Source organism: Mesorhizobium sp. C395A, assembly GCF_030323205.1.
Classification (GTDB): Bacteria; Pseudomonadota; Alphaproteobacteria; order Rhizobiales; family Rhizobiaceae; genus Mesorhizobium.
This window is the reverse complement of sequence record NZ_CP100473.1, coordinates 5,518,164-5,542,019: the sequence shown is the minus strand read 5'-3', so window position 1 is coordinate 5,542,019 and position 23,856 is coordinate 5,518,164. Positions and strand designations below refer to the sequence as shown.

General features: G+C 62.4%; 25 protein-coding genes. 14 read left to right on the top strand and 11 right to left on the bottom strand.

Annotated features, from left to right (window positions below; all coding sequences use genetic code 11):
* Nucleotide 1 precedes the first annotated feature (1 nt).
* From NLY37_RS26960 to NLY37_RS26925, 8 genes are all read right to left on the bottom strand, one after another.
* Nucleotides 2-1,015, bottom strand: coding sequence for a type II secretion system F family protein (locus NLY37_RS26960; RefSeq protein ID WP_023703461.1), 1,014 nt, complete (start codon nucleotides 1,013-1,015; stop codon nucleotides 2-4).
* Between the two features lie 29 nt (nucleotides 1,016-1,044).
* A complete protein-coding gene (locus tag NLY37_RS26955) occupies nucleotides 1,045-2,550 on the bottom strand; it encodes a TadA family conjugal transfer-associated ATPase (RefSeq protein WP_023681981.1) in 1,506 nt (501 codons plus the stop codon).
* Nucleotides 2,551-2,579: 29 nt separating this feature from the next.
* Nucleotides 2,580-3,863, bottom strand: a complete 1,284-nt coding sequence (locus NLY37_RS26950; RefSeq protein ID WP_023740759.1) for a CpaE/TadZ family protein — start codon at nucleotides 3,861-3,863, stop codon at nucleotides 2,580-2,582.
* Between the two features lie 54 nt (nucleotides 3,864-3,917).
* Entirely contained in the window at nucleotides 3,918-4,655 is a 738-nt protein-coding gene (locus NLY37_RS26945) for a CpaD family pilus assembly protein (RefSeq protein WP_023681983.1), read from the bottom strand.
* Nucleotides 4,656-4,669: 14 nt separating this feature from the next.
* On the bottom strand, nucleotides 4,670-6,202 hold the full coding sequence (locus NLY37_RS26940; protein WP_023681984.1) for a type II and III secretion system protein family protein: 1,533 nt from the start codon (nucleotides 6,200-6,202) through the stop codon (nucleotides 4,670-4,672).
* The gene (gene cpaB, locus NLY37_RS26935) at nucleotides 6,199-7,011 is read right to left on the bottom strand and encodes a Flp pilus assembly protein CpaB (protein ID WP_023681985.1); all 813 of its coding nucleotides are present in this window, start codon (nucleotides 7,009-7,011) and stop codon (nucleotides 6,199-6,201) included. The genes NLY37_RS26940 and cpaB overlap by 4 nt, the downstream gene beginning before the upstream one ends.
* Nucleotides 7,012-7,216: 205 nt before the next feature.
* Nucleotides 7,217-7,735, bottom strand: coding sequence for an A24 family peptidase (locus NLY37_RS26930; RefSeq protein WP_023740760.1), 519 nt, complete (start codon nucleotides 7,733-7,735; stop codon nucleotides 7,217-7,219).
* A gap of 149 nt (nucleotides 7,736-7,884) precedes the next feature.
* The gene (locus tag NLY37_RS26925; RefSeq protein ID WP_023681987.1) at nucleotides 7,885-8,055 is read right to left on the bottom strand and encodes a Flp family type IVb pilin; all 171 of its coding nucleotides are present in this window, start codon (nucleotides 8,053-8,055) and stop codon (nucleotides 7,885-7,887) included.
* 345 nt (nucleotides 8,056-8,400) lie between these two features.
* Here NLY37_RS26925 and NLY37_RS26920 point away from each other — a divergent pair, with 345 nt between their 5' ends.
* From NLY37_RS26920 to NLY37_RS26910, 3 genes are all read left to right on the top strand, one after another.
* A complete protein-coding gene (locus tag NLY37_RS26920; protein ID WP_023681988.1) occupies nucleotides 8,401-8,823 on the top strand; it encodes a pilus assembly protein N-terminal domain-containing protein in 423 nt (140 codons plus the stop codon).
* A 153-nt stretch (nucleotides 8,824-8,976) separates the two neighbouring features.
* The gene (locus NLY37_RS26915; RefSeq protein WP_031245903.1) at nucleotides 8,977-9,594 is read left to right on the top strand and encodes a TadE/TadG family type IV pilus assembly protein; all 618 of its coding nucleotides are present in this window, start codon (nucleotides 8,977-8,979) and stop codon (nucleotides 9,592-9,594) included.
* A gap of 30 nt (nucleotides 9,595-9,624) precedes the next feature.
* Nucleotides 9,625-10,260: a TadE/TadG family type IV pilus assembly protein gene (locus NLY37_RS26910; protein ID WP_023681990.1), complete on the top strand. Its 636-nt coding sequence runs from the start codon at nucleotides 9,625-9,627 to the stop codon at nucleotides 10,258-10,260.
* Nucleotides 10,261-10,288: 28 nt separating this feature from the next.
* On the opposite strand, the gene NLY37_RS26905 is transcribed toward NLY37_RS26910, so the two are convergent.
* On the bottom strand, nucleotides 10,289-11,242 hold the full coding sequence (locus tag NLY37_RS26905; RefSeq protein WP_023726849.1) for a PhnD/SsuA/transferrin family substrate-binding protein: 954 nt from the start codon (nucleotides 11,240-11,242) through the stop codon (nucleotides 10,289-10,291).
* 175 nt (nucleotides 11,243-11,417) lie between these two features.
* Here NLY37_RS26905 and NLY37_RS26900 point away from each other — a divergent pair, with 175 nt between their 5' ends.
* The 4 genes from NLY37_RS26900 to rpsT all read left to right on the top strand — a co-directional run bounded on the left by NLY37_RS26900 (nucleotide 11,418) and on the right by rpsT (nucleotide 14,779).
* On the top strand, nucleotides 11,418-12,656 hold the full coding sequence (locus tag NLY37_RS26900; protein WP_023726850.1) for a phosphopentomutase: 1,239 nt from the start codon (nucleotides 11,418-11,420) through the stop codon (nucleotides 12,654-12,656).
* Nucleotides 12,649-13,539, top strand: a complete 891-nt coding sequence (gene mutM / locus NLY37_RS26895; RefSeq protein ID WP_023726851.1) for a bifunctional DNA-formamidopyrimidine glycosylase/DNA-(apurinic or apyrimidinic site) lyase — start codon at nucleotides 12,649-12,651, stop codon at nucleotides 13,537-13,539. The genes NLY37_RS26900 and mutM overlap by 8 nt, the downstream gene beginning before the upstream one ends.
* A gap of 40 nt (nucleotides 13,540-13,579) precedes the next feature.
* Nucleotides 13,580-14,353 carry an enoyl-CoA hydratase gene (locus tag NLY37_RS26890; protein WP_023681994.1) on the top strand — a complete coding sequence of 258 codons (774 nt, stop codon included), beginning with the start codon at nucleotides 13,580-13,582 and terminating at the stop codon, nucleotides 14,351-14,353.
* 159 nt (nucleotides 14,354-14,512) lie between these two features.
* The gene (gene rpsT / locus NLY37_RS26885) at nucleotides 14,513-14,779 is read left to right on the top strand and encodes a 30S ribosomal protein S20 (protein ID WP_023681995.1); all 267 of its coding nucleotides are present in this window, start codon (nucleotides 14,513-14,515) and stop codon (nucleotides 14,777-14,779) included.
* A 26-nt stretch (nucleotides 14,780-14,805) separates the two neighbouring features.
* On the opposite strand, the gene NLY37_RS26880 is transcribed toward rpsT, so the two are convergent.
* The gene (locus NLY37_RS26880; RefSeq protein ID WP_156933890.1) at nucleotides 14,806-15,021 is read right to left on the bottom strand and encodes a hypothetical protein; all 216 of its coding nucleotides are present in this window, start codon (nucleotides 15,019-15,021) and stop codon (nucleotides 14,806-14,808) included.
* A 605-nt stretch (nucleotides 15,022-15,626) separates the two neighbouring features.
* Between NLY37_RS26880 and dnaA the strand changes: the two genes are divergently transcribed.
* The 7 genes from dnaA (at nucleotide 15,627) to NLY37_RS26845 (ending at nucleotide 22,711) form a co-directional block, all read left to right on the top strand.
* Nucleotides 15,627-17,171, top strand: a complete 1,545-nt coding sequence (dnaA, locus tag NLY37_RS26875; protein ID WP_031195619.1) for a chromosomal replication initiator protein DnaA — start codon at nucleotides 15,627-15,629, stop codon at nucleotides 17,169-17,171.
* Between the two features lie 277 nt (nucleotides 17,172-17,448).
* The gene (dnaN, locus tag NLY37_RS26870; protein WP_023669575.1) at nucleotides 17,449-18,567 is read left to right on the top strand and encodes a DNA polymerase III subunit beta; all 1,119 of its coding nucleotides are present in this window, start codon (nucleotides 17,449-17,451) and stop codon (nucleotides 18,565-18,567) included.
* Between the two features lie 58 nt (nucleotides 18,568-18,625).
* The gene (gene recF / locus NLY37_RS26865; RefSeq protein WP_023669574.1) at nucleotides 18,626-19,771 is read left to right on the top strand and encodes a DNA replication/repair protein RecF; all 1,146 of its coding nucleotides are present in this window, start codon (nucleotides 18,626-18,628) and stop codon (nucleotides 19,769-19,771) included.
* A 31-nt stretch (nucleotides 19,772-19,802) separates the two neighbouring features.
* Complete coding sequence (locus tag NLY37_RS26860; RefSeq protein ID WP_023740762.1) at nucleotides 19,803-20,558, top strand: molybdopterin-synthase adenylyltransferase MoeB; 756 nt, start codon at nucleotides 19,803-19,805, stop codon at nucleotides 20,556-20,558.
* Between the two features lie 4 nt (nucleotides 20,559-20,562).
* Nucleotides 20,563-21,051, top strand: coding sequence for a GNAT family N-acetyltransferase (locus NLY37_RS26855; RefSeq protein WP_023669573.1), 489 nt, complete (start codon nucleotides 20,563-20,565; stop codon nucleotides 21,049-21,051).
* The gene (locus tag NLY37_RS26850) at nucleotides 21,048-22,301 is read left to right on the top strand and encodes an aconitase X (protein WP_023669572.1); all 1,254 of its coding nucleotides are present in this window, start codon (nucleotides 21,048-21,050) and stop codon (nucleotides 22,299-22,301) included. The genes NLY37_RS26855 and NLY37_RS26850 overlap by 4 nt, the downstream gene beginning before the upstream one ends.
* Entirely contained in the window at nucleotides 22,298-22,711 is a 414-nt protein-coding gene (locus tag NLY37_RS26845) for an aconitase X swivel domain-containing protein (protein WP_023669571.1), read from the top strand. Before NLY37_RS26850 ends, NLY37_RS26845 begins: the two co-directional genes overlap by 4 nt.
* Nucleotides 22,712-22,723: 12 nt before the next feature.
* Here the strand turns inward: NLY37_RS26845 and NLY37_RS26840 are convergent, their stop codons facing one another.
* On the bottom strand, nucleotides 22,724-23,725 hold the full coding sequence (locus tag NLY37_RS26840) for a 2-hydroxyacid dehydrogenase (RefSeq protein WP_023669570.1): 1,002 nt from the start codon (nucleotides 23,723-23,725) through the stop codon (nucleotides 22,724-22,726).
* Nucleotides 23,726-23,856 lie beyond the last annotated feature (131 nt).

Genomic DNA, 23,856 nt, shown 5'->3' with positions numbered 1-23,856 from the left:
CCTAAACTTCAAAGTTCATCATCTTGCGCATCACCAGAATGCCGATCGACATCCACACGCCGGAACAGCCAAGGATCAGATTGCCGGTGCTGGTGGTGAACAGCGGCATGATGTAGTTCGGGCTCGACAGATAGACGAGAAGGGCGACGACAATAGGCAGCGCGCCGATGATGACGGCCGACGCCTTCGCTTCCATGGACAGCGCCTGGACCTTGGCTTTCATTTTCTTGCGATCGCGAAGCACGCGCGAAAGGTTGCCTAGCGCCTCGGAGAGATTACCGCCGGCCTGTGACTGGATCTGGATAACGATTCCGAAGAAACTTGCCTCGCTGCACGGCATGGTCTCAGCCATGCGCAAGGTGGCGTCGGGGATGGACATGCCAACCTGCTGCGAATCGACGATCCGGCGGAACTCGGTCTTGACCGGCTCCGGCGATTCATTGGCGATCAGGCGAATGGCGTCGTTGAGCGGCAGTCCGGATTTGACGGCGCGCACGATGATGTCGAGGGAGTTGGGAAATTCGTTGAGGAACGCCTTTACCCGGCGCGCGCGGCGAAACGAGACGAACCAGCGCGGCAGGCCGAGCGCGCCGGCCAGAAGCGTACCCGGCAGGACAAGTAGCGGCGCGCCGGCGAGATAGGCGAGCACCGTCAGCGCGATGCCGCAAATGACGGAGTAGATATAGAAACGCTCGATCGAGACCTGCATGCCGGCCTGACGAATCTGGGCCTTCAACGGCGGCTTCTTGACGGCGAGTTCGTTGGTTTTCTGCTTTTCGTCGAGCTGTTTCAGCGTGTCCTGGACAGATTTACGCCGCTTGACCGCCTCCGCGACACGGTCGCGCGAAGCCTTGACGACCGAACGATCGGTCTCGGCGGCCTTGATCGTCTCGAGCCGCTTGCCGGCCTGCTTCTCGTTGCTCATCTTGGTGAACAGGAAGGCATAGGCGACCGCACCGGCGCTGAAGCCGGCGAGCACGATGAACGCCAGCACGGTGGTATCAATTCCGAACATCGACCTCAGTCCCCACGCCTGGATATGCGTTAGTCAGCGCGTTTCTCCATCGATTCCAGAGCATTGGCGAGGCGCTGTTCCTCGCCATAGTAGCGGGCGCGATCCCAGAAATGCGGACGGCCGATGCCGGTCGACACATGCTCGCCAAGCAGCCTTCCGTTCGAGTCCTCGCCCTTGATGTTGTAGAGCACGATGTCCTGCGTGATGATGACGTCACCTTCCATGCCGATCACCTCGGTGATGTGGGTGATGCGGCGCGAGCCGTCGCGAAGGCGTGCTGCCTGGATGATGACATCGACGGAGCCGACGACGATTTCACGCACGGTCTTCTGCGGCAGCGAATAGCCGCCCATGGCGATCATCGATTCGATACGGTTCAGGCATTCGCGCGGGCTGTTGGAGTGGATCGTTCCCATCGACCCGTCATGGCCGGTGTTCATCGCCTGCAGCAGGTCGAAAACCTCCGGTCCGCGCACTTCGCCCACGATGATGCGTTCGGGCCGCATGCGCAAGCAGTTCTTGACCAGGTCGCGCATGGTCACCTCGCCTTCGCCCTCGAGATTGGGCGGGCGGGTTTCGAGACGTACCACGTGCGGCTGCTGCAGTTGCAGTTCGGCCGAGTCCTCGCAGGTGATGACGCGTTCCTCGCGGTCGATATAGTTGGTCAAGCAGTTGAGCAGCGTCGTCTTGCCGGAGCCGGTACCGCCGGAGATGACGATGTTGCAGCGGACGCGGCCGATAATCTTGAGTATCTCGGCGCCCTGCGGCGAGATGGCGCCGAACTTGACCAGCTGATCGAGCGTCAGCTTGTCCTTCTTGAACTTGCGGATGGTGAGCGCGGTGCCGTCGATGGAGAGCGGCGGCGCGATCACGTTGACGCGAGACCCGTCAGGAAGACGGGCGTCACAGATCGGGCTCGATTCGTCGACGCGGCGGCCAACTTGGCTGACGATGCGCTGGCAGATGTTGAGCAGCTGCTGATTGTCGCGGAAGCGGATGCCGGTCTGTTCGACCTTGCCGTTGACTTCGATGTAGACGTTCTTGGAGCCGTTGACCATGATGTCGGCGATATCGTCGCGGGCGAGCAGCGGTTCCAGCGGCCCGTAGCCTAGCACATCGTTGCAGATGTCGTCGAGCAACTCTTCCTGCTCGGCGATCGACATTGCGAAATTTTTGATGGCGATGATGTCGTTGACGATATCGCGGATTTCCTCGCGCGCGCTCTCGGGATCGAGTTTCGCAAGTTGCGACAGGTCAATGGTGTCGATGAGCGCGGAGAAGACCTGGCTCTTGGTGTCGTAGTAGGTTTCGCTTTTTTCGCGCTGGATCTTTTTTGGCGGCTCCGGCGCCATCGACGGCGCCTCAACGGCACGGCGAGTTGGCGGCGTTGCCAGCGCTCCCGGCGGCGGCGCTGCCGGGGGTCGGGCAAGTACCGCCATCTCCGCAGGCGTTGCAGCAGCCGGCGCCGCTGACGCTGGCTGACGGAACTCCGGGGTGAACCGGCCGCCGTCGTCGGAGCCTCTTTTTCCAAACATGATCGACTACCAATTTCGCTTGAGAAGCGTCATTTCTTGTTACGCGAGAGCTTGCCGAGGAGGCCGCCAAGGCCTGCCTTCTTCCTGGCCTTGATTTCGCTGCGACCGGTCAGCACGTGCGCGATTTCGTTGATCATGCCGACGACCGGGCTCTTGGGATCCATCTCGCCCAGCATGCGGCCGTTGTTCGCGGCATTTCCAAACAACAACGGGTCGAAGGCGATGACCGACATCGGCGTGAGGCTGAGCGGCTCGGCGAAGTCGGAAGCGGAAATCTCGGGCCGTTTCGGCACGCCGGCCTGATTGATGATCAGTTTCGGCGGCGGATCGTTCGGGCGAAGCCGCGTCAGCATATCGACCAGATTCTTGGTGTTGCGCAGATTGGCCAATTCCGGCGTCGCAGTGATGACGATCTCGTCGGCCTTGATCAGTGTGTTCTTGGTCCAGCCCGTCCAGATATGGGGGACGTCGAGCACCAGCAGCGGCACGCTGCGCTGGGCGGTATCGATGAGTTGCGTGAAGGCATCGGGATCGAAATCATAGACACGTTCGAGGGTGGAGGGCGCGGCGAGCAGCGACAGATGTTCGGCGCACTGGGCAAGCAGACGGTCGAGATAAACCTCGTCGACGCGTTCGGGCGAAAACACGGCCTCGGCGATGCCTTGCGCAGGGTCCTGGTCGAAGTTTATGTTGGCCGTCCCGAAAGCCAGGTCGAGATCGGCGACGACCACTTCCGACTTGAACAGCGATGACATCGCCCACGCCACATTGTGGGCGATGGTCGAGGAGCCGACGCCACCCTTGGCGCCGACGAAGGCGATCGAGCGGCCGATCGGCTCGGCTTCCGGATCGACGAAGATCGACGAAACCACCGAGACAATATCGGCCATCGACACGGGCGCGATGACGTATTCGGAAATACCGAAGCGGATGAGTTCGCGGTAAAGACCGACATCGTTGTAGTGGCCGATCACCACGACTTTAGAGGAGGGATCGCAATATTCTGAAAGCTGGGCAAGCTGCTCCAGCAACTGCTTCGGTTCGCTGCGCGACTCCAGAAGGATGAGGTTCGGCGTCGGCGCGGATTGGTAGAATTCGATCGCCGTGGCGATGCCGCCCATATGCACTTTCAGATGCGCCTTGGCCATGCGGCGATCCTCGCCGGCCCGCTCCACCGGATGCGCGACACCTTCCGTCTCGCAAAATGCCTGGATGGAAATACGCGGAACCGGCCGCAGCGCCTCCATCGCGGCAATATCCAATTGCGAGCTGTCGCCGCCGTCTACGGGCGTATCGTAGGCAAGATTGCTCATTGTCATGCTCTTTTCCGTGACTTCTCTTCCGGTCTCTACGCGGGACCGGCGCTCCTAGTACGTCACTTCCGAATTGCCGAGGAACTCGTCCGAAATACCTCTGCCGCGGTAGACGTCGATCACCGCGCCGCGGTTCTCGGCGTCGATGTCGGACGACTTTCTTGGCCCGAGCAGATCGGTCGGATTGGCGAGTTGCGCGGCGAGGTTGTTTTGAGACGAGCAGCCGTAATCGGCGTAGTGCTTGTTTTCGGAGGTTTCGAGGATGTCTTCGGGCCAGCGCCCGCATTTGTCGGTCTGGGCTCTCACCGAAATATAGGAAACGCGGATAGGCGCCGACGCTTCCGGGGAAACCGACTGGTAGGAGGTCACCACGATCCGGTTTAGCTTGATGCCGCTGGCAACCGCCAGCCTTGCGAAATCGCGCGCCGCGGCAGTCGCCGCGACCTCATTAGCCGAGCCGATCGGGGTTGCGATCGTCAGCGCCGGGGCAGCGCTCTTGTCGTAACCGTCGAGGAAGCCCAGAAGCGTGTCGCGCTGCGAGCCGGTCATGCCGCGATCGCCGGCGCCGACCGGGAGGTCGAGCTTCTGGTTCTTCTCAGCAATTACGATCGGATGCGTGGTGCGATAATCATCGGGAATCGCCCCAACCGTGATGCTGTCGCGCTTAGCGCAACCGGCAAGCGAGGCGGCGATCGCGACCGCCAGGATCGGCATTGCCGATCGGCGGATCCGGCCACGGCCAGACCATGCCGTTGCGGCAATCGCCAGTACCTTTGATGCTGACTGAGACATGTCCGCTTCCCCGCTTACTTGTAGATGAAGCCGACAACGCCGTGGTAGCGGCCGTTGGGCTTGTCGGTCTGCATGGTGCCGTAGACGCGGTTGACGCGGCCAAGGAACATGGCCGGACCATCGCCGGCGGCATTGAAATTGTCGTCCGGCTTAGCCAGGTCGTTGCGCGCCACCGGCCGAGCCAGATAAGGCGTGATGATGATGACCAGTTCAGTTTCATTGCGGACGAAATCGCGGCTGCGGAATAGCGTGCCGAGCACCGGGATCTTGGTCAGGCCGGGCAAGCCCGATACAGCCTGGCGGACGTCGTCGCGAACGAGGCCGGCAATCATCATCGAACCGCCCGACGGCAATTCGACGGTGGTGTCGGCAAGTCTCTTGCGGATCGACAGAAGCGTCAGGCCGGGCAAGCTGCCGCCGCCTTCCAGGGTGGTAGCACCTTCCGAGGTCGGCTCCGAAACCGATGTTCTGACCTTGAGGCTGATCCGACCCGCCGACAGCACAACGGGCTGGAACTCGAGGCCTATGCCGTATTCCAGCTTTTCGTTGGTGTAGGTGACCTGGCCGGTCTGGTTGTCGGTCGAAACGTTGTTCGTACGTGCCGTGATGAGATTGAATTCGCCGCCGACCCTGAACGTTGCCTTCTCGCCCGAAACCGCGGTGAGGGTCGGTTCTGCAAGCGTCTTCATGACGCCGCTTTGCTCCATGGCATTGATGTAGGCTTTGAGGCCACTGCCGCCCAAGTTAAAGCCTGAATTCTGCGAAAGCGGCTTTCCCAAACCGTAGTTGGGCGAACTCAGCGCACCGTAAGCGATGCCGTCCATGCTGCCGCTGCCAACCATGTTGACGCCGAGCTGCTTCATCACCGAGCGGCTGACTTCGGCCACGGTCACCTTCAGCGTCACCTGGTCGTCGCCGATGATCTGTAGCAGGTTGACGATCTTCGAGACCCGGCGTTCGGCATCCGGGTTGTTGATGTCGACGCCGCCATTGGCATTGCCGCCGGCCGCGGTCTGCGAATACTGGCCCGTCGTCGCTTCACCTCCGGACACGAAGATGGTTGCCAGATCGACGGCGCGCTTGGCATCGAGCGGCGTATCCACCGTCCCGGTCAGGACGACGTTGTCGTTCAGCAATTCGACCTTGATCTCGGCATTCGGAAGGAAGCGCTTGAGGTAGTCTTCCAATCCGGCGACGTCGCGTTCGACGGCCAGATCCAGGCTGGCAATCTGCTCGCCATTGGGACCGAAGACGAAGATGTTGGTTTCGCCCACCGACTTGCCGAACAGATAGATGCGCCTTGCGGTGCGGGTCACCGCATCGGCGACCGCGGGATTGGCGACAAGGATGTCGTAGGCGTCGCTCGGCAGATCGATGACGACCGATTTGTTGAGGCCGAGCTTGACACGTTGCGTGGCGGTCGAGGCCGTGACCCCGACGCTCTTTCCGGCGGCCTTGGCGTCGCCGAGGCCACTTGCATGGGCTCCGAGGAAAAGCAGGCCGACGGCTGCAGCCATGGTGACCGGCAGTTTAGCGACTAACCTCATTTCCTTGCCCCTACTTCGGAAACTTCGCCCGATTTGATCAACCGCACCGTTCCGCGCCGCCCACTGCCGGAAACGAGGTAGTCGGCTTCATCGGTACCCTTTTCCTTGTTGTCGGTGATCGAGCGCAGCGCCAGCGTCAGGCGATCGGCCATCTGCTGGGCGACGGTTATGATCTCGGCCTGCTGCGGCGTCAGCTCCAGCGTCGCCGTCTGTCCGACCCTGGTCTTCTTGCCTTCCTCGTCCTCCTGGATGGTCTGATCGATCGCCAGGACGCGGATGTTCTTGAGGATGGTCTCGGTGGTGAATCCGCTGCCGCCGTTGCCGGTGTCGGATCTGCGGGTCATGATGACGTCGACAAAATCGTTGGGCAGGATGAACCCGCCTGCCGACGTGTCAGCCGAGATCGCGGTGGCGACGGCACGCATGCCGGTGGGCAGGATCGAAGACATGAAGCTTTGCCCCTCGCCGATCAGCTTGGAGCGCCGCAGCGGCTCACCGGTGTACATCGCCATGCGGGCGACGGAGCCCTTCAGTTTCTCCCGCGCTTCGGGTTCGGCGGCACGGGTGATGAAATTCGCATTGATGCCATCGGACGGCCAGGACTCCCAGCTGAGATTGTTCTCAAGTGGGCTGCCCATCGGCACGTCGCCGGAAAGCACGAGCACATCCTGCAAGGCAATGGCCGGCGCCTGCGGGGCATCGGCGACGACCTGCTGGGGCGGGACCGCCACCATATTCTTGGCGACATAACCTGCACCACCCGCCGCAGCCACCGCCACGCCCAGAATAATCAGTCGGGATGCTGGCATCTGTCCGAACCCTCGCCTTTAGGCAACCACCTAGCCAGGCCGGACTTTGCAGCGGCAATCGTCAAAACAAGGTTAATGCAATGCTTACGATCGTGATTAATTCAAGGTTTACATAAATTGGACGGACCCTTGCTCCGACGACAGAAAGGGCGACCAGCCGCCTCTTTTCAGACCGATGTCGGAGCGGCAAAGGTTGCTTGCTGCTTCAGTTCGCCAGCTTTGCCAGTGCCCAAACCATCAGGGGTGAATCCGGATAGGTCAGCAGCCCGCCAATGCCGAGTGCAATGCCGTAGGGAACGCCAGTCGTGTCGTCGGCGAAATGGCGCAGGAATACATTGTGGCTGGTGTAAATCGCCAGCGGCGATTTCCGGTAGAGAAGGATGGCGAGCGTCAGCAGTCCGCCGATGAACGTCGATATCACGAGATACTCGACAAGGTGAATGTTGAACCCCATCCAGACGGCGGTGCCGGCGAGCAGCTTGGCGTCGCCGCCACCCATGCCGCCGAGTGCAAACAGACCGAACGTCACGGCCAGCACCAGGGCGCCGGCGGCGAAATGCCAGCCATAGGTTGCCCAGTCCATGGCCGTCAGCGGCGCAACCAGCGCAAACACCGCCAGCAGCAGCACCGGTACGCGGTTGGCGATCGTCATCGACAGCATGTCGGAGATCGCGGCGAAGAGCATGCAAAAAGGAAAGATGACGAAGATCAACGCTTCGAGCATGGGCGCGACACCCTGTTGCCAACTGTGTCCAGCCTCAGCCTAGACATATATGATTAACGATCGATGAGACTGGGTTACTCAAAACCGCCCGACGCGATGAAATAAGGGCCGCCAGTCAGGCGGCCCCTATCTCTAAGGCAACCAGGGTATTACGAACCACTCACCTTACCGGCGATGGCGATGAACTTGTTGTTCAGGGCGTTGCCGAGCTGACCAGCGCCAAAAATGATGGCAAGCGCGATGAGAGCGGCGATCAGACCGTATTCGATAGCGGTCGCGCCGGATTCGTCCTTCGCGAAACGTGCGATGAGATTAGACATTCGAGAGCTCCTACTCCACGTGTTACAGCACTTCCGTCAACTTCTGTGGTGGTTGATCGGATGCTGCCAATCTACGGAGAAGCTCTTTCAATCGGCTTAATAAACAGCCTTACCGATTCCTTTCCCGCTTCGAACAGCTTGCGTGGTTAACCGTAAACTAAACGCTGGACAGTGGCTCGCCTGCCCGTGAAAAGCTGTAATTTCACGGCTATCGGCAGGACGCATTGTTATATCAGCTGGCAGCAAGATTGGAGCGAATACCCGGCGCCGGTCAAGGGTTTAACCGTTGGTTCACCAATCTCCTTCATGTTCCGTGAACAAGTTTTGCCGCTGTGGAGCGCCTTGATGACTGCCATGAAATCGTCATTCCTGCTTGTCGCGCTTCTCGCCGTCCCGGCTTTTGTGCTGCCGGCCAAGGCCGGAGCCGGCATCGAAGTGACGATGAATCAGGCCAAGATCGTCAAACTGACACGCCCCGCCGACACCATAGTCGTCGGCAATCCGGCGATTGCCGACGCCTCCGTCCAGGATGCATCGACGATCGTACTGACTGGCAAGGGGTTCGGCGTCACCAATCTGGTTGTCCTCGACCACGATGGCAGCCCGATCGTCGACGAGCAGGTGACCGTGGTGCGCCAGGACGCGTCGTCCGTGCGTATCTACAGGCGCGCCTCGGTACAGACCATGTCCTGCACGCCCTATTGCGAAAGCTCGTACAAGAGCGACTCGGAAAAGTCGTCCGAAGCCGAGATGAGCGCTGGGCAGTAAGCGCCTCAGTTGGCTCGATTGTCTCGGGAAAGCCGCGTCGGTTAGCGGCCGGTTAATGTCGCCTGGTCGAATTTAACGGTCATTCAAACCGGAGCTAAATGGGTTCTTGATAGTGGTGCTGACGGTACCGCATCAGGATCGCAGGAACGGGATATGGGCGACGTTTTGGACGAGGATTCAAGACGCAAGATCTGCAAGGCCAAGGCAGGGCGCGTGACGTTTGCCCGTCGTTTCCTTCGTGATCGGCGCGGCAGCACGGCGATAGAATTCGCGATGCTTGCGCTACCGTTTGCGGCTCTCGTCTTCGCCATCCTCGAGAGCTGCGTTTCATTTGCCGGACAGGAGGTGATGGCCAACATCACCGATGATATCGCCCGTCAGTTGCGTACTGGCCAGTTGAGGCAAGCCGATGTGACGGAAGAGAAGCTGAAGGGCTTGGTCTGCGCCAGACTCGAGATCATTGTCGCGAAGGGTTGCCCCGGTTTGCTGGTGGATCTGCGCCCGTTCAAGACCTTTGCCGGGGCAGCCAGTGCGGGTTTCACGATTTCCGGCTCGACCATCACGCTGACGGGCAAGGATCCGGATACAGGCAAGGACCCGGCTTTCGGGACCCCTACAATAGGTCCGGCAGAATCAAAGAACATGCTGCGGGTCTTTTACCCTTGGCCGGTCATGACCGATTTCATGGCTCAATACATGTCGAATATGGATGGCGGCAAGACTCTGCATTACGCGACGACAACGTGGCAAAACGAGCCATTCGACAACTGAAATTGCACGTGTAAGCAAAAGGAAAAGTGCATGTTTCGTGCGGGGGCACATCCGGGGATGTCGGTTAGCTGGAAGAGAGCGGCGCGGTTTTTTTCCGATCGGCGCGGCATAGCGGCCGTCGAGTTTGCCCTCATCGTGCCTGTCTTGCTGATCATGTATTTCATTACGATGGAGGCCTCGCAAGCCATCGAGGCCAGCAAGAAGGTCAGCCGCATCAGCTCCATGGTTGCCGACCTCGTCACGCAGCAAACGTCGGTGGTCAACGCAGATCTCACCGACATCATGAAGATCGGCAACTCCAGCCTTCAGCCTTACAACCGCTCGGTCGCCAATATCTCCATTACGGCAATCGACATCAGAACCGACCCGAACAATCCGATACCGCAAGCAAAGGTGGCGTGGTCCTGGAGCGTGCTGGATGGGAAGACTGGCCGCGACTCCAACCCGACAACTTCCACCACCGTTCCGGCGACGCTCAATGTTGCGGGGACTTTCCTCATTCGTGTCAAAACCACTCTAGCATACCAACCGATCATCTCCTGGTCGGAAGGCTCCGAAAAGCCGCTCGGATTTATCTCGGCCTTCAACGAAGGCAAGATAACGATGAGCGAAACCTACTATCTCAGGCCGCGCCGGACCACGTCGATCCCCTGCAGCGATTGCTGAAGCAGCTCTGGCCCATCCGACCCCGGCTTTATTGCGCGCCGCTGTCGGTGCTGCCCGACACCAGGCGCACGATGGAATCGGCCATCGCATAGTCACTCGCAGCGGCGAGCGTGAACCCTCCCGAATGTCTCGATTCCACGAAATCGTAGACTTCCGGCGACTGCGATCTGAGATTGGTGAGGAAGACGGTCAGTCGGCGTTTGGCTTCGGGGTCGAGATCGCTGCGGACGGCGTGAGGGCCGTATCTGAGCACGCCGGAGGTCCAGATGATCTGGAGCGCGGCTTCTGGAATGCCCGCCGCCTCCAGTCGCGCCGCCGTGCCGTCCGGATCAGCCGGCTGATCGCCAGCAATCGCCGTCCGGTTTTCCGCCGTGGCCCGCTCCCAGCCGAACAAGGCATCGGCCTGGCCATCGACCAGCATCGCTTCTGCGGCGGCAGCCGAGCCGGCATGAGCGAGGAATGGCGCATCCTGGCTGATCTTGATGCCGTCGGCCGCCAGCCCGGCGAGCGGTAGAAGCGAACCGCCGACATTGTCGGAAGGCGCCATGGCGATGCGGTGCGTTTCCAGGGCCGCGAGATCGGAAAGCCTGCCGTCGCGCGTCAAAAGCACGGAGCGGATGCCCGTGGCACCGTCGGCATCGACCGGCGCCACAAGAGGTTCGACGCAGCCGCAGCGCTCCGAGGCGGTGGCGTAGGCGGTCGCCGAATAGACCGCGTACTGAATCTGGCCATTGGCCTGTGCCTCTATCAGCGCCGCATAGTCATGCGCGACGACGAATTCCACCTTCATGCCGAGCGCCCTGCCGTAGGCGTCAGTCAGCATGGCCAGACCCGGAACCGTGTTGCCGGCGCCCGGCTCGGCAACGATGCCGATCCGAAACGTGCCGATCTGGTCGCGCCAGTCGGCGTGCGCGGCGAGCTGCGAGGCCAGCAGCGCTACAGTGGTCGCCAGTGCACTCCAACCGAGGTCAGCCCGTCTCATCGATCCATGCCCCGCACGCCGTTCCTTGAAGCGCATCGCATGTCTCAAGGATGCGTACAGCGCGCCTGCCCGACTTCGCGACCATCGCGTCAGGCCGTTGCCGCCTGGTTTACGATTTGCCAATGCCGCGACGGGACCTTATGTCTGGTCAACCAGACTGGCAATGACGGCACCGATGGCACGCGCTTTCCTCTTCGTTCTCGATTCTTTCGGCATTGGCGGCGCCGCCGATGCCGAACCCTATGGCGACGCCGGCTCGAACACATTCGGACATATCGCGCTGGCCTGCGCGGAAGCCCGCGCCGATCGCGAGGGCCTGCGCGAGGGACCGCTGAAGGTGCCCACCATGGTTTCGCTCGGTCTCGGCCGCGCAGCAGAAACCGCAACCGGCTTCCAATTCGACAGCAAAGCCGCTGTTTCAGCCTCCGCTTTCCACGGCGCCGCGCAGGAGATTTCGAGCGGCAAGGATACGCCGTCGGGTCACTGGGAAATCGCCGGGCTGCCCGTGCGGTTCGACTGGGGCTATTTCCCCGATAAGGTGCCCGCCTTCCCTGCCGAACTGACCGAAGCGATGATCCGCGAGGGCAAGGTGCCGGGCATTCTCGGCAACTGCCATGCGCCCGGCACCGAGATCATCGAGCGCTTCGGCGAGGAGCATATCCGCACCGGCCAGCCGATCTGCTACACCTCGGTCGATTCAGTCCTGCAGATAGCAGCGCACGAAGTTCATTTCGGCCTGGAGCGGCTCTACGAGTTCTGCAAGACGGTACGCCGGCTGGTCGATCCGCTGAAGATCGGACGGGTGATCGCACGGCCTTTCCTGGGCGAAACATCGGCCACCTTCGAGCGCACCTACAACCGCCATGACTACGCCGTGCCGCCGCCTGAGCCGACGCTGCTCGACCGCTTGACCGGGCGCGGCAGCCGGGTGATCGCGGTCGGCAAGATCGGCGACATCTTCGCCCACCGCGGTATCTCGGAAGTACGCAAGGCGCCCGGCAACATGGCAATGTTCGACAAGGCGCTGGGTGCGATGGACGATGCCGGCGACGGCGACCTGGTGTTCGCCAATTTCGTCGACTTCGACACCGATTTCGGCCATCGCCGCGACGTCGCCGGCTATGCTGCAGCGCTCGAAGCCTTCGACCGCCGGCTGCCCGAGGCACTGGCAAAGCTGAAGCCGGGCGATCTGCTCGTCCTCACCGCCGACCATGGCAACGATCCGACATGGCGAGGCACCGACCACACGCGCGAACGCGTCCCGGTCATCGGCACCGCACCGGGTCTCACGGGCGGCGACATCGGGCTCAGGACCACCTTCGCCGATATCGGCGAGACGGTCGCCGAACACCTCAAGCTGGCGCGCGGCCGCCACGGCGCTTCCTTCCATGCGGCGATAGGCGGCCATGCCTGAACTGCCCGAGGTCGAAACCGTCCGGCGCGGCCTGCAGCCGGTTCTGGAAAGCGCGCGGATCGTACGCGTCGAGGCGCGCCGGCCCGATCTCAGATTTCCGTTTCCGGCGAAATTTGCGCAGCGGCTGACCGGCAAGACGGTCATCGCGCTTGGCCGCCGCGCCAAATATCTCACCATACACCTGGACGATGGCCCGGTGCTGATCTGCCATCTCGGCATGTCGGGCTCGTTCCGCATCGAGACCGCCGATGAGAAAGAGACGCCCGGCACGTTCCATCAAGAGCGCTCGAAGGATGCCAAGCACGACCATGTGGTGTTCCATGTCGTGTCGCCTGTCGGCGTCCAGTCTCGCGTGGTCTTCAACGACCCGCGTCGCTTCGGCTTCATGCTGTTTGCGGAAGGCCTGGCCGACGCGCATCCGATGCTGGCGGGACTGGGCGTCGAGCCGACCGGCAATGCGCTGGAAGGCGCCCTGCTCGCCTCTCTGCTGAAGGGCCGCAGATCGCCGTTGAAGGCGGCGCTGCTCGACCAGAAGCTGATTGCCGGGCTCGGCAATATCTATGTGTCGGAAGCGCTGTGGCGCGCCGGCCTTTCGCCATTGCGCGAGGCAGGCACCATCGCCGGGACCAGCAAGAAGGCCAAGGAACAGAGCGAACGACTGGCCGGGGCAATCCGTTCGGTGATCGCCGATGCGATCGCCGCCGGCGGGTCTTCGCTGCGCGACTATGTGCACACAGACGGGTCGCTGGGCTATTTCCAGCATTCCTTCGCGGTCTACGATCGCGAAGGCGAGCCCTGTCCGACGCCCGGCTGTCGCGGCCACATCGAGCGCATCGTGCAAAGCGGCCGCTCGACCTTTTATTGCCGGACCTGCCAGCGATAAGCTAGACGGTCCGTCAGTGCCGCAACCAGGAGGCCAGCCCATGAGCTATGAAACCATCATCGTCGAGACGCGCGGCAAGGTCGGCCTGATCACGCTGAACCGGCCCAAGGCGCTGAACGCGCTGAACGCGCAGGTGCTGGCGGATTTGCTGACGGCGGCAAAGGGGTTCGACGCCGATCCCGGCATCGGCGCCATGGTCATCACCGGTTCCGAGAAGGCTTTTGCGGCGGGCGCCGACATCAAGGAAATGCAGGCCGTCACCTACGCGGAGGCCTATGTGCAGGATTTCTTCGTCGGCTGGGAAGAGTTTACCCGTGCGCGCAAGCCGATGATCGCGGCGGTCGCCGGCTATGCACTGGGCGGCGGCTGCGAACTGGCGATGATGTGCGATTTCATCATTGCCGCCGACACGGCGAAATTCGGCCAGCCCGAAATCACGCTCGGCGTCATTCCCGGCATGGGCGGGTCGCAACGGCTGACCCGCTTTGTCGGCAAGTCGAAGGCCATGGACATGTGCCTGACCGGTCGGATGATGGATGCCGCCGAAGCCGAGCGCAGCGGCCTGGCCTCGCGCGTCGTGCCGGCCGGCGAGTTGATCGAGGAGGCGATGAAGGCCGCGGCCAGGATATCAGAGTTTTCACTGCCATCGGTGATGATGGCCAAGGAGGCAGTCAACCGCGCCTACGAGACGACGCTGGCGGAGGGACTGCGCTTCGAACGCCGGCTGTTCCACTCGCTGTTTGCGCTCGACGACCAGAAGGAAGGGATGGCCGCCTTTGCCGAGAAGCGGAAGCCGAATTTCACCAATCGCTAGAGTGGCGGCGGCGAGGACCAAAAAGAAGCCAAAGCGGCGTTGACGCGCCGGAAAAGCTGAACTATAAGCCGCTCCAATCGAGGCGGCCGTTGGCTGCCCGTTTGTTTTTTGCGCCCTGCGGCATCCCGCATGCGCCCACCAGATCAGAAGAGAGGCATCATGGCCAATACCTCCTCGGCCAAAAAGGCAACGCGCAAGATCGCCCGCCGCGCAGCGATCAACAAGAACCGCCGCTCGCGCGTGCGTACATATGTCCGCCAGGTCGAAGAGGCACTGGCTGCCGGCGACAAGGCAGCCGCGCTGGAAGCCTTCAAGACCGCAGAGCCGGAATTGATGCGCGCCGCGACCAAGGGCGTGATCCATAAGAATACGGCATCGCGCAAGGTGTCGCGTCTGGCTCACCGCCTCAAGGTGCTGTCGGCCTGATCGACCGTTCCTGAACTGTCGTTCTTTCAAACCCGGCCAATCGCGCCGGGTTTTTTCGTTTGCCGGCAAGCACTTAAAAAGAACGGCCGCAAAGCATGCCCGAGCCGCATTCCAGAGTCCGGAATGCTTTGCCGGCACATACACTCCCACTGATATTCCAATCCGCCGAAACGGCCCACGCCAATAAATTTGGCTGTCACAAATTGCTGATATTTTTCAGTGGCTTGCTGGAAGTGATCCACAGCTTGTTCACATCGCCTGTGGGCGACAGGCAGCAAGTTGGTGTCAAGCGAATTATTTCAGAAAATTTCAAACCGCACAGCCATTTTCATATTCGCGGCAAAAGGGTTTGAATCCCAATGGCTTTGTCAAAATATGCGCTTCCAGCACGGAGCCCGAACCGTTGTTCACTAACCAGATTCCTTAAAAATCCGTTAGAGGTGGCCTTGCCCTATCCACAGCGATTTCGGTAATGTCGGTCTATCGAAAGGGACGGGCCATTAGCCCTTAACCCAGCCTGAATCGGCCAGCTAACAGTGGCAGAATTCATGACGTGGATCAATTCCGCGAACGGGTATGGCTTGCCTTTTCGATACGATAGGGGACTGGCGTAATTGTACATGGCAGCTTGATGGCGCACCGGCGTTTTCGCCGGGTAGCACCGCTTTGCCCGAACATGTCAGACGGACTGGCCTTAAGCAGCCGGGACCGATCCCATTCTGACGAGGCAACGTCATCCGCCGGCGGCGGCGGTGGTGTTGTAGCGAAGATACGGTCGCCGGAAACATGGGTGCAGGAGGCGCACTCCCGGCGGAAAAAAGGTACAAAGGAAAAGGGACGCACAATCATGCAGAGCGGCATCGAGCGGGAGCTTACGGGCGACCTGCCATTTCCCGGAACATTGGTCGGAGCGCACGATATGGCGGCTTCCAGCGACGCGGAACAGAAGTTCGACCGGGTCAAGGCCCAGTTGAAGGCGCGCCTGGGAACCGAGGTCTATTCGAGCTGGTTCGGCCGTATGAAGGTGGCTGAGGCTTCCCGGGGCATTGTACGCATCTCGGTGCCCACGGCCTTCCTGCGCTCGTGGATCAATGGCCATTATCTCGATCTCATCGCCGATCTGTGGAAGCACGAGGATCCCGAAATCCTCAAGATCGAGATGGTCGTGCGCACCGCGACCCGTCCGGCCCGCAATGGCGTCGAACCCGAGGCCGTGCCGGCGCGCAAGATGACCAAGCATACGCAGACCGCATTGGCGGCCGGCACGGTCGGCCCCGGCAGGGTGGAGCGGGCGCCCGCCCCTCGTCCCGGCACGCCGATCGAGAGCGAATTCCGGCACAATGTGCTGGGGTCGCCGCTCGACCCGCGCTACACGTTCGGCTCCTTCATCGAAGGCCCGTCGAACCGGGTGGCTTTCGCCGCAGCCAAAGCCGTGGCGGAATCGCAGTCGAGCGCGGTGCGCTTCAACCCGCTGTTCCTTCATGCAACCGTCGGGCTCGGCAAGACGCACCTTTTGCAGGCGATTGCGGCCGAATCCCTGAAACAGAACCCGAAATCGCGCGTCGTCTATCTGACGGCCGAATATTTCATGTGGCGCTTCGCCACCGCGATCCGCGACAACAATGCGCTGACGCTGAAGGAACAGCTGCGCGACATCGACCTCTTGATCATCGACGACATGCAGTTCCTGCAGGGCAAGTCGATCCAGCACGAATTCTGCCATCTCATCAACATGCTGCTCGACAGCGCCAAGCAAGTGGTGGTTGCCGCTGACAGGCCGCCGTCGGAACTGGAATCGCTGGAACCGCGGGTGCGCTCGCGCCTCAATGGCGGTGTCGCGCTGGAAATGTCGGCGCCGGACTTCGCCATGCGCATCGGCATGCTCAAACTTCGGCTTGCCACCGCCAAGGTCGACGATGCATCGCTCAATATTTCGGAGGAGATCCTCAACCATGTCGCCCGCACGGTAACCGGCAGCGGTCGTGAGTTGGAGGGCGCGTTCAACCAGCTGCTGTTTCGTCAGTCGTTCGAGCCGGCGATCACCATCGACCGCATCGACGAAATCCTCGGCCACATCTATCGCTCTGGCGAGCCGAAGCGGGTGCGCATCGAGGACATCCAGCGCATCGTGGCGCGCCACTACAATGTGTCGAAGACCGAGTTGCTGTCCAACCGGCGCACGCGCACCATCGTGAAGCCCAGGCAGGTCGCCATGTACCTGTCGAAGGTATTGACGCCGCGCTCGCTGCCGGAGATCGGCCGGCGGTTCGGCGGGCGCGACCACACCACGGTGCTGCATGCGGTGCGCAAGATCGAGGACCTTTCCGGCGTCGACAACACGCTGGCGCAGGAACTGGAACTGTTGCGCAGGCTGATCAACGACCAAGCCTGATCGGCGCGGCAAACGGTCGTCGCGCTTTAAATTTTCTTGTTTTGATGCATGTCGTTGTCCCAAAACCGCTGCGCAGTTTCCGGCGACATGCATCGGTTGCCGGCCAACGTCCGCTTTATCCCCAGAAAGCCCGCTTAACCGGCGCGAACCGGTGGCCCGGACTTGCGTTTGCTGGCTTTTTCCTGTCAGTTTGCATAGATTCTGAGCCTGTTCAGACCTTTCGCGGGGCGCCGCCCACTGGTGACCCGTCCATTCATTCAAGCGAGCCTGTTTCGTCATGCGTGTTATCCTGGAACGGTCCAATCTCCTGAAGTCGCTCAACCACGTTCATCGCGTGGTCGAGCGGCGCAATACCATACCGATCCTGTCGAACGTGCTGCTCAGCGCCGAGGGCGCCAGCCTTGAAATGAAAGCCACCGACCTCGACCTCGAAGTGACCGAAGCGACGCCGGCAAAGGTCGAGCGCGGCGGGGCGACGACGGTTCCGGCGCACCTGCTCTACGACATCGTGCGCAAGCTGGCCGACGGCGCCGAAGTGATGCTGAAGACCGACGAGGACGGCAACGCCATGACGGTAACGTCGGGCCGCTCGAGCTTTCGCCTGCAATGCCTGCCGCAGTCCGATTTCCCGGAGCTTTCGGCGGGATCCTTCTCACACATCTTCCGGCTCGATTCCGTCGCCCTGAGAGGCCTTATCGAAAAGACCCAGTTCGCCATCTCCACCGAAGAGACGCGCTACTATCTCAACGGCATCTACCTGCACACGCATGAAACTGGCGGCAAGCTGAAGCTGCGTTCGGTGGCGACCGACGGCCACCGCCTGGCGCGCGCCGAGATCGACGCTCCGGCCGGGTCCGAAGGCATGCCGGGCATCATCATTCCGCGCAAGACGGTCAGCGAATTGCAGAAGCTGGTCGACGATCCCGATGTCGCGGTGACCACCGAATTGTCCGACACCAAGATCCGCTTCACCATCGGCAGCGTGGTTCTGACCTCGAAGCTGATCGACGGCACTTTCCCGGACTACCAGCGCGTCATTCCGACCGGCAACGACAAGAAGCTGATCATCGACCGCCAGAGCTTCGCCGCCGCCGTCGATCGCGTCTCGACCATTTCCTCCGAGCGCGGCCGCGCGGTGAAGCTTTCGATCACCGAAGGCCAGGTGACGCTTGCCGTCAACAATCCGGATTCGGGCAGCGCCACCGAGGAACTGGCGGCCGACTATTCGTCCGACCCGATCGAGATTGGCTTCAACGCCAAATATCTGCTCGACGTCGCTGCTCAACTCACCGGCACGGAAGCCAAGTTCATGCTGGCCGATGCCGGCTCGCCGACGCTGATCCACGACATGGCCGATGAGACCGCGCTCTACGTGCTGATGCCGATGCGGGTGTAGCCGCACTGCGGCACACTGCAGCATAGTGATTGCGGCGACTTCTATAGGCGGATAGCGGTTGCCGGAACAAAATCACATAAGTAAGCTCACACTTACGAATTTCCGCAATTATGCGGCGTTGTCGATCGGCTTTTCACCCGGCGCGGTGGTGTTTTCCGGCGACAATGGCGCCGGCAAGACCAATCTCCTGGAAGCCATCTCGCTGCTGACGCCTGGCCGCGGCCTGCGCCGGGCGCCCTATGTCGACGTGGCCCGCGAAGGCGGCGATGGCGGCTTTGCGCTGCACGCAAGGCTCGACGGGCCGGAGGGGCAGGTCGAGATCGGCACCGGCATCACCGGGGGTGAAGCGGCCGGCGAGGGCGGTCGCAAGGTGCGCATCAATGGCGCGCCGGCACGGTCGGCCGACGCCATGCTGGAATGGCTGCGCGTGGTCTGGCTGACGCCGGCCATGGACGGCCTGTTCCCGGGGCCTGCCGCGGACCGGCGGCGCTTTCTCGACAGGCTGGTGCTTGCGATCGATCCCGGCCACGGCCAGCGCGCGCTCGACTATGAGAAGGCGATGCGCGGACGTAACCGATTGCTTACGGAAGGTTCGCGAGACGGCGCATGGTTCGACGCCATCGAGATGCAAATGGTCGAAACCGGCGTGGCGATTGCCGCGGCGCGCGCCGAGCTGGTGCGCCTGCTGGCCGCCATGATCGACAGGTTGCCGTCCAGCGGGCCGTTTCCGCAAGCCGACATCAGCCTCTTCGGCGACCTTGAAAGCCATGTCGCCTCAGCACCCGCTGTGGATGTCGAGCAACGCTATCGCGACGCCCTTGCCGACGGCCGCGAGCGCGACCGCGCCGCCGGACGCACGCTCGACGGCCCGCACCGTTCGGATCTACTGGTGCGCCACCGCCCCAAGGCGATGCCGGCCGAACTCTGCTCGACCGGAGAGCAGAAGGCGCTGCTGGTCGGCATCGTGTTGTCGCACGCAAGGCTGACCGGCGAGATGTCGGCGATGACGCCGATCCTGTTGCTCGACGAGATTGCCGCGCATCTCGATGCCGGCCGGCGCGCCGCGCTGTTCTCGATCCTGGAGGAGCTGAACTGCCAGGCCTTCATGACCGGAACCGACGCCGCGCTGTTTTCCAGCCTGAGGGGACGCGCGCAGTTCCTCACCGTCGACCACGGCACGGTTGGGCCAACCGAAGAGACCTGACAAGGTTTTTGCTCCGCTATATGGTCGGGCAATGACCCCTGCCGCCCTCACCGACGAAGAACTCGAACGCTATGCCCGCCACATCGTGCTGCCCGAGATCGGCGGCGCCGGCCAGCAGCGGCTGAAGCGCGCACGGGTGCTGGTGATCGGCGCCGGCGGCCTCGGCGCACCGGTGCTGGAATATCTCGCTGCCGCGGGCGTCGGCACACTTGGCATCGTTGATGACGACATTGTCTCGCTGTCCAATCTGCAGCGGCAAGTGATCCACGCCACCGATACTGTCGGCGCGGCGAAGACCGAGAGCGCCAAAGCAGCGATCGCCCGGATCAATCCCCATGTCGCGGTGGAATTGCACGATTTCAGGCTGACGGCCGACAATGCTGCCGTTCTCGTCGCGCGCTACGACGTGGTCGTCGACGGCTCCGACAATTTCGAGACGCGCTATGTGGTGGCGGATGCCTGCGCGGCGGAAAAGCGGCCGCTCGTGCATGCCGCCGTCGGCCGCTTCGACGGCTCGGTGACGGTGTTGATGCCGTTCGGGACCGGCGCCGACGGCAGACCGAACCCTGGATATCGCGACCTCTTTCCTGAAGCGCCGCCGGAAGGACTGGTGCCGTCCTGCGCGGTGGCCGGGGTCGTCGGTGCGCTGACCGGCGTCATCGGCACCTTGCAGGCAATGGAAGCCATCAAGCTGATCACCGGTATCGGCGAACCACTGGTCGGCCGGCTGCTGCTCTACGATGCACTGTCGGCGCGCTTCGACACGATCCGTTACAAGAGAAACTGAGCTTATGGATCGGTCCACCAGCGTCCTTGTTACGCAGCTTGCCTCCGATTTCGAGCGCTGGGACGAACTGCTCAGCCTGATCATGCGCGCCTTTGCACCGATGGACGGCGTCATCGACCCGCCCTCCTCGGCACATCTGCTGAACGCCGGAAACCTCAGGGACAAGGCTGGCCGAGAGACCGTGTTGCTGGCCCTGCAGGATGACAGGATCGCCGGCTGCGTTTTCGCGCTGGAGAGAGCCGATGATTTCTACATCGGCAAGCTCGCCGTCGAACCTGAGCTTCAAGGGCAAGGCATCGGCAGGCGGCTGATGCAGGCTGTCGAATTTCTCGCCCGCAGCCGGAACAAACCGGCCATCGAACTGCAGACGCGAATCGAACTGACCGTAAATCATGCAACCTTTGCCGGTCTCGGCTTTCGCGAGACTGAACGCACCGCGCATGACGGCTATGACCGGCCGACCTCGATCACCTTGCGCAAGGAGTTGGCGTGAGCCTTGCACTCAGCTCACAGGAGCAGACAGTCGCCTCCGGCCATGACGGGGCGGCGATGGCGATGCGCATCGTTGCCGAAAGCGCTGCGCTGCTCGGCGCGCCGCGACTTATCCCGATCGCCTCGACGCATATAGACGGCGCGCTCTATCACGGCGATTCCGGCACGCTGTTTGCCGAAAGGCTGGTCGATAGCGGCGCCAGGGTCGCGGTGCGCTCGACGCTCAATGTCGGCGCGCTCGACCTGATGGGCTGCTCGCGCGTGCGCCTCGAAGAGCCGGCGCGCGGCATGGCGCGACGAATGATGGAGGCCTACCGCAAACTGGGCTGCGAGCAGAGCTGGACCTGCGCGCCCTATCAGGCCGGCCACAGGCCGGCGCTTGGCAGCGATGTCGCCTGGGGTGAATCCAACGCGGTGGTGTTCTGCAATTCGGTTCTGGGGGCACGCACCAACCGCTATGGCGACTTCCTCGACATCGCCTGCGCCATATCGGGCCGCGCGCCGGATTACGGCCTGCATCGCCCCGAGAACCGGCAGGCACGGCTGTTGTTCGATGTGTCCGGCCTATCCGCCTCGTTCCTTGGCTCCGAGATCGCCTGGCCGGTGCTGGGCAACCTCTACGGCCGTGAGGTCGGCAATGCGATCGGCGTCGTCACCGGCATATTCAGCCATCCCGGCGAGGATGCGCTGAAGGCCTTCGGCGCGGCTGCGGCATCGTCGGGCGCCGTCGGCCTGTTCCACATTGCCGGCGTGACGCCCGAGGCGCCCGACGCCGAGACCATCCTGGTGGGCGGCAGGCCGGAAACGATGATCCGCGTAACGCCGGAGATGGCCATGAAGGCCCGCGCCGGCCTGTCCACCGCAGCCACGCAGACCGCCATCGATGCCGTGGCGATCGGCAGTCCGCATCTGTCTTTGGCCGAATTCGATGCACTTGAGCGGCTGATTGGCGGGCGGCGGCTCAGCGTGCCGATTTACGCCTGCACCGGCCGCCACGTGCTCACCAGGCTGGAGCAGAACGGCAAGCGCAAGATGCTCGAAGCCAGCGGCGTCATCATCGTCGCCGACACCTGCGTGGTGGTGACGCCGATCCTGCCGGATCTGGCCGGCGGCGTGCTGATGACCAATTCGGGAAAATTCGCGCACTACGCGCCGGGCAATACCGGTTACGCCGTGCTTTACGGCTCGCTGGCCGACTGCGTGGAAAGCGCGGTTGCCGGTAAGCCCAGGTTTACGGACATCGCCGCATGAATGCTGCAGCCGACATACTGGTGCCGGGCAGCGGAGGCGAAGGACTGGCCTTGGTGCTGACCGCGCCAATCAGCTTCTGGGGTGGCGTCGATCCGAAGAGCGGCCGCATCGCCGATGTCCGTCACCCGCATCATGGCGAGACCATTTCCGGGCGTGTGCTGTTCCTGCCCGGCACGATCGGCTCGTCCTCAGCGTCAGCCGTGCTGATGGAACTCGTCCACAATGGCCATGCGCCGACGGCACTCGTGCTGCACGAGCCGGACGCGATCCTGCTGCTTGGCTTGATCGTGGCCAGGGAAATGGGCTGGCCGACGCCGGTAGCGCTCAGGCTCGAGCGCGACGATTTTGAGGCCTATCGCGGCAAGCGTGTGAGTGTCGCGGCGGATGGCGCCCTCACAACCGCATCCTGAACGCGGCCCGCTTCAAGTCCGTAGCGGCAGCACGCGGTCCGGCGGCCGGTGGCCGTCGAAGAAGGCGCGGATGTTGATGATCACCTTCTCGCCCATGTCGATGCGGCCCTCGATCGTCGCCGAACCCATATGCGGCAAAAGCACGACCTTGTTCTTCGCGGCAAGCTTCAGCAGTTTCGAGTTCAGCGCCGGTTCGTGCTCGTAGACGTCGAGGCCGGCGCCGGCGATCTTGCCGTCCTGGATCAGCTTGACCAGCGCTTCCTCGTCGATGATGTCGCCACGCGCGGTGTTGACCACATAGGCGGTGGGCTGAAGCAGAGCCAGGCGCCGCGCCGAAAGCAGATGAAAGGTCGCCGGCGTCGACGGGCAATTGACCGAGATGATGTCCATGCGGGCAAGCATCTGGTCGAGGCTTTCCCAGTAGGTCGCCTCAAGCCCTTCCTCGACCGCCGGCAGCACGCGATGGCGGTTATGGTAGTGGATCGACAGGCCGAAAGCCTTGGCGCGCCTGGCAACAGCGGTGCCGATGCGGCCCATGCCGACAATGCCGAGGCGCTTGCCCCAGATGCGCCGGCCGAGCATCCAGGTCGGCGACCAACCGGCCCATTTCTTGTCGCTGGTGAGCACATTGGCGCCTTCGGCCAGCCGCCGCGGGCCGGCCAGCATCAGCGCCATGGTCATGTCGGCCGTATCCTCGGTCAGCACGTTCGGCGTGTTGGTGACGGTAATGCCTTTCCTGGCCGCCGCCGCCACATCGATCTTGTCGACGCCATTTCCGAAATTGGCGATCAGCTTGAGATTGTCGCCGGCCTGGGCAATCAGCGCCGCATCGATCTGGTCGGTGATGGTCGGCACCAGCACATCGGCTTCCTTGATCGCCGCGACCAGCTCCGGCTGCGTCATCGGGCGGTCCTCGACATTCAGCCTGGCGTCGAAGAGTTCGCGCATGCGGGTCTCGACCGGATCGGGCAGCTTGCGCGTGATGACGACGAGAGGCCGTTTTTTGCCTGCCATTGTTTCCTCGAACCCGATCTCGTTGAGACCTCTTTAACCAAGACAGGCGAAACTGAATACCGGTCGCGGTGCCTGCCACTCCTGTAACAAGCGGTGCCGCCGAAGACAAAGAAAAAGGGGCGCCCGGACCA